We start from the raw sequence: 4,658 nt of genomic DNA, 5'->3' as shown, positions 1-4,658 counted from the left end.
ATTTCGGGCCAGCCACAGCATCTGTGCTCGACGCGGTCCCTGTGGGAGCTGGCGTTGCCAGCGATGCCTCTCCCGCCAGCAATGAGGTTTGACGGGAAACCCGACCCTCGGTCATCCTGCCTCGCTTTCCACCCTGCCGAGGAACCCCACGGTTTGCCCGCTCCACTGACCAACCCGCTTTTGCAATACCTCGCCCGACTCGCACCTTCCAGCCAGTTGACCATGAAGTACGTCCTGCAGGACGCCGCCGACCGCCTCGGTTTTGCCGACATGGACATCGTCGAGGTGCCCTGGCACCAGCTCGATCCCGCCCATATCACCGACCTTGTCGCCGCCTTGCGCAGTGACGGCTATGCGCCCAACAGCACCTCGCTGTACGTCAATGCCATCCGCGGGGTGATGAACGAGGCCTGGCGCCTGGGCCTGATCGACCAGGAGCGTTTGCTGCGTATCCGTGAAGTAAAAGGCGTGCAGGGCAGCCGCCTGCCGGTGGGGCGCAATCTCAAGCGCAGCCTGATTCGTGAGCTGATGGAGGTCTGCGCCGCCGACCCGCGTCCCCAGGGCCTGCGCGACGCCGCGCTGATCGCCCTGCTGTACGGCACCGGCATGCGCAAGTCGGAATCGGTCAACCTCGACCTCGACCAGGTCGACTTCGCCGAGCGCAGCCTGCGGGTGCTGGGCAAGGGCAACAAGCAACTGATCAAGTACGCCCCGGTGTGGGCCTTCGAAAAACTTGACGCCTGGCTGAGCTTCCGTCGCCAGCAATTGCCGGCCGGCCAAACAGACGACGGCTTCCTGTTCAACCGCATCCGCCGCGGCAGCCATATCACCCGCGAGCGCATTACCAAGCACGCCATCTACTACATCGCCCGCCAGCGCGGGCAGCAGGTCGGGGTGAAGATCATGCCCCACGATTTCCGCCGCTCGTTCATCACCCGGGTGATCGAGGAGCATGACCTGTCGATCGCGCAGAAACTGGCGCACCACAGCAATATCCAGACCACCGCCAATTACGATATGCGCGACGACAATGAGCGGCGGCGGGCGGTGGACAGGTATGACTACTGAGCTTCGCGGGGCTTGGTCATCCAGTCTTCTTTTTGACCAGAGCGGCCAGCGAGGCAACGTCTGTCACGTGCTCCCAGTCGGCGTCACTGATCTGGATTCCGAACTCCCTTTTGAGGGCTGATACGAGTTCGGCTATGTTGAGAGAGTCGGCGTCAAGATCCTCTCTCAGGCGGGCCGTGGGTTTTGGCAAACCGACGCCTAATGTTTCAGCGATGATGCCCTGGATCTTTTCTAGGCTCATATCGACGTTCTCCTGAAGTTCCCCATGGATGAGGGGCGGATGAGCATTCCAGCAGAGCGCCGGACTTCCCGAAACTGACAAAAATATCAGGTAGCCCTATTCAGCCTGGCACTGACCTCGTCGATCAAATCCCCCACCGTCGCCAATTGCTCGCTGTCCTCGTCGGGAATCTCGATATGGAAGCAGTCTTCCACCTGCATGATGATTTCCAGCGCATCCATCGAGCTGAGCCCGAGGTCGTCACGGAAATGCTGGCTGCGGCTGACCCGCGTGAGGTGTTTCTTGTCAGCGACGATGGAGTAGATAAGGGATTCGGGATTCTGTCCGGTGTTCATGTCGCGTGCTCCAGCTGGCCCTTTACCACTACGGGTTATTTCAGCAGAGACGGGGGGAGGGCGAAACTGACAGAAATATCAGGTGCCCGCGTAGTGGCGGGCACCTGCTGGATTCAGGATCCGGCTTTCGGCAAGGGCGCGGTGACGGGGTCTGCGGTCTGGCCCGCGCGACGCATCACCTGAATCGCCGCCAACGCCGCCACCACAAGTCCCGGCGACGCCGCCAGCAACACCCCGGCAGTGCCAGCCCCCGCCGCCAGAATCTGCCCGGCCGCCAGCGGCCCGCTCACCGACCCCAACCGTCCGATGGCCACGGCCGCACCAACGCCCGTGGCACGCACGGCGGTCGGATACAGCGGTGGCGCCAGCGCATACAGCACCAGCTGCGCCGCCAGCACGAACAACCCGGCAGCGAAGCCGGCGATGGCCATCGCGGTGACGCCTGCCGACAGCCCCAGCCCGGCCAGCGAGGCGAGCAATCCGGCATAGATGCACAGGGTCACCCGTTGCGGATTGCCACGGTCCAGCAGTACACCACCGAGCAGCGAGCCGATGGCGCCGCCGATATTGAACAGCATTTGCACCAGCCCGGCGTCGGGCTTGCTGAAGCCCTGGCCGATCAGCAGCGACGGTAGCCAGTTGAGCAGCATGTACATCACCGTGAGGGTGAAGAAGTAGGCCAGCCACAGCAGCAGGGTGGCGCTGGCGCGGCCTTCGCCGAACAGGGCAGTGGAGGTGGAGGCGCGTTGCAGTATCGCCCCTGCCTGCTGGAAGGCGCGGGATTCCGGGAGCAGGGCGATCATCAGCGGCACTGCGGCCAGTGGCGCCAGGCCGCCGATGATGAAGGTCATCTGCCAATGGTCATGGCTGAACATCGCCACCACCGCCGCCAGTGCGCCGCCCAGCGGCACCCCGGAATACATGATGCTGATCGCGGTACTGCGCCGCTGTTCGCCGACCGCCTCGGCACACAGGGCGATCAGGTTGGGCAGTGCGGCGCCCAGCCCCAGTCCGGTCATCAGCCGGGCCAGCAGCAGGTGGCTGTAGGTCTCGACATAGGCGGTCCACAGGGAGAACACGCCGAACAGGATGACCGCCGCCACCAGTACCTTCTTGCGCCCGATGCGGTCGGCCAGCCAGCCGCCGAAGAAGGCGCCCGGCAGCAGGCCGACGATGCTGGCGCTGAACACCCAGCCGAGCATCTTCGGGTCCAGTTCGAAACTCTGGCGCAAACCGGCGGCCGCGGTGCCGGCCGATTGCAGGTCGAAACCCTCGATCAGCGCGACGATGAAACACAAAGCGATTGTCAGCGTCGGACGACGCGATGAAATGTCCATGGCATGGCCTCGTTTCTTGTTGTTGTTCTGCTTGCGCCGGCTTTCAGCAGCGGCGTGAAAACAAGATAACAAGAATAACTATTTTTGCAGCTGGTTTTTTCCGGGTTGTGCGAGAGGACAGGAACCCTGTGCTAGACGCTGGCAAGGCGTAAAAGCCGCTGTAAAAGCGCAAATAGTTAATAAAATTAATGTTCGATTATCGGTCATTTGCCGTTGACGGACTTCCGGCGCCTTTCCATTCTCCGCTGCAAGGCGATGCCTGAGTCATCGCCCGACTGCCAGAAAAACAACAACAAGAGTGGACTCCCCCTATGCATCACTGCGTTCGTGATACCCGCGCTACCCTGGCGCTGGCGGTGGCATTCGCCAGCACCCCGAGCCTGGCCGGCGGCTTCTTCGAAGACAGCCACGCCAATCTCGGCCTGAAAAACTACTACCTGGATCGCGACTACAAGGACGGCGGCGCCAAGAGCGCCGCGCGGGAGTGGGCACAGGGCTTCAACCTGTTCGTCGAGTCCGGCTTTACCGAGGGGCCGGTCGGCTTCGGCCTGGATGCCCGGGGATTGCTGGGTGTGAAACTGGATTCCGCGCCGCACCGCAGCGGCACCGAACTGCTGCCGGTGTCGAAAAGCGACGGCGTGGCGGCCGACGATTACTCGCGCCTTGCCCTGACCGCCAAGATGAAGATCAGCCAGACCACGCTGAAGAGCGGCGACAACCTGATCTTTCTGCCATTCGCCTTCGCCAGCCCCTCGCGCCTGCTGCCGCAGACCTTCCGCGGCACCACCCTGAGCTCGAAGGAAATCGATGGCCTGACGGTCAACGCCGGCTACCTCGACCGCATCAACAAGCGCGACTCCACCAGCTACGAGCGCATGGCGATAGCCTCGCCCAATGGCCGCTTCCGTGGCTCGGAAACCTCGTCGCACATGCTCTATGCCGGTGCCGACTACCAGTTGACCAAGGCTTTTGGCTTGCGCGCCTACCACGCCGAACTCCAGGACCTGTACCAGCAGGACACCCTCGCCGCGCTCTACGAGCAGGGCATCGGCGACGGCACCTTCAGCGCCGACCTGCGCAGCTTCTTCAGCCGTGAAGATGGCCAGGCGCGGGCAGGGCGGGTCGACAACATCAATGCCTCGGCGCTGTTCAGCTATCGCCTGGGCGGGCACAAGCTGGGCATCGGCTACATGCACTCCAGCGGCGACTCGGCCACGCCCTACGTCTCCGGTACCGAGCTGATGGGCATGAGCGAGCTGACCATGAGCTCGGACTTCCTCAATGCCAAGGAGCACACCTGGCAGGCGATCTACGACTACGACTTCGTCGCCATGGGCGTGCCGGGGCTGAAGGGGCGCTTGCGCTATGTGCGCGGGGACAATATCGAACTGGCGTCACTCAATGCCGACGACCGCAAGGAGCGCGAATTCCAGATGGAACTGGGTTATGTGATCCAGAGCGGGCCGCTGAAGAATGTCGGGTTCCTGGCGCGCAAGTCGATCTACCGCAATGACTTCCCGACGGGAGCGGCGTTCCGGGACGAGAACCAGACGCGGTTCCTGGTGACTTACACACTGCCGATCTGGTAGGGCGGGCTTGGCTTTCAGAGGCAACTCATAACTTGTGGGAGCTGGCTTGCCAGCGATGAGCATGGGTATCTACACAATTTCAGATCAA

5 protein-coding genes are annotated in these 4,658 nt (G+C 62.8%); 2 read left to right on the top strand and 3 right to left on the bottom strand.

Annotated elements, in window-relative coordinates; genetic code table 11:
- The first annotated feature begins 222 nt into the window (after nt 1–222).
- Nucleotides 223–1,068 (top strand): site-specific integrase, encoded by an 846-nt coding sequence (locus ACODSK_RS32375; RefSeq protein ID WP_489022202.1) that lies wholly within the window; start codon nt 223–225, stop codon nt 1,066–1,068.
- A 16-nt stretch (nt 1,069–1,084) separates the two neighbouring features.
- On the opposite strand, the gene ACODSK_RS32370 is transcribed toward ACODSK_RS32375, so the two are convergent.
- From ACODSK_RS32370 to mhpT, 3 genes are all read right to left on the bottom strand, one after another.
- Nucleotides 1,085–1,309, bottom strand: coding sequence for an acyl carrier protein (locus ACODSK_RS32370; protein ID WP_489022200.1), 225 nt, complete (start codon nt 1,307–1,309; stop codon nt 1,085–1,087).
- Nucleotides 1,310–1,395: 86 nt separating this feature from the next.
- Nucleotides 1,396–1,644, bottom strand: coding sequence for an acyl carrier protein (locus ACODSK_RS32365; protein ID WP_489022198.1), 249 nt, complete (start codon nt 1,642–1,644; stop codon nt 1,396–1,398).
- A gap of 113 nt (nt 1,645–1,757) precedes the next feature.
- Nucleotides 1,758–2,981, bottom strand: a complete 1,224-nt coding sequence (gene mhpT / locus ACODSK_RS32360) for a 3-(3-hydroxy-phenyl)propionate transporter MhpT (protein ID WP_489022196.1) — start codon at nt 2,979–2,981, stop codon at nt 1,758–1,760.
- Between the two features lie 311 nt (nt 2,982–3,292).
- On the opposite strand from mhpT, the gene ACODSK_RS32355 reads away from it, so the two are divergent.
- Complete coding sequence (locus tag ACODSK_RS32355; RefSeq protein WP_489022194.1) at nt 3,293–4,570, top strand: OprD family porin; 1,278 nt, start codon at nt 3,293–3,295, stop codon at nt 4,568–4,570.
- Nucleotides 4,571–4,658: the final 88 nt, after the last annotated feature.

The sequence above is a fragment of the Pseudomonas sp. FG98 genome (assembly GCF_057808595.1).
This window is presented reverse-complemented; position numbering and strand designations above follow the sequence as displayed.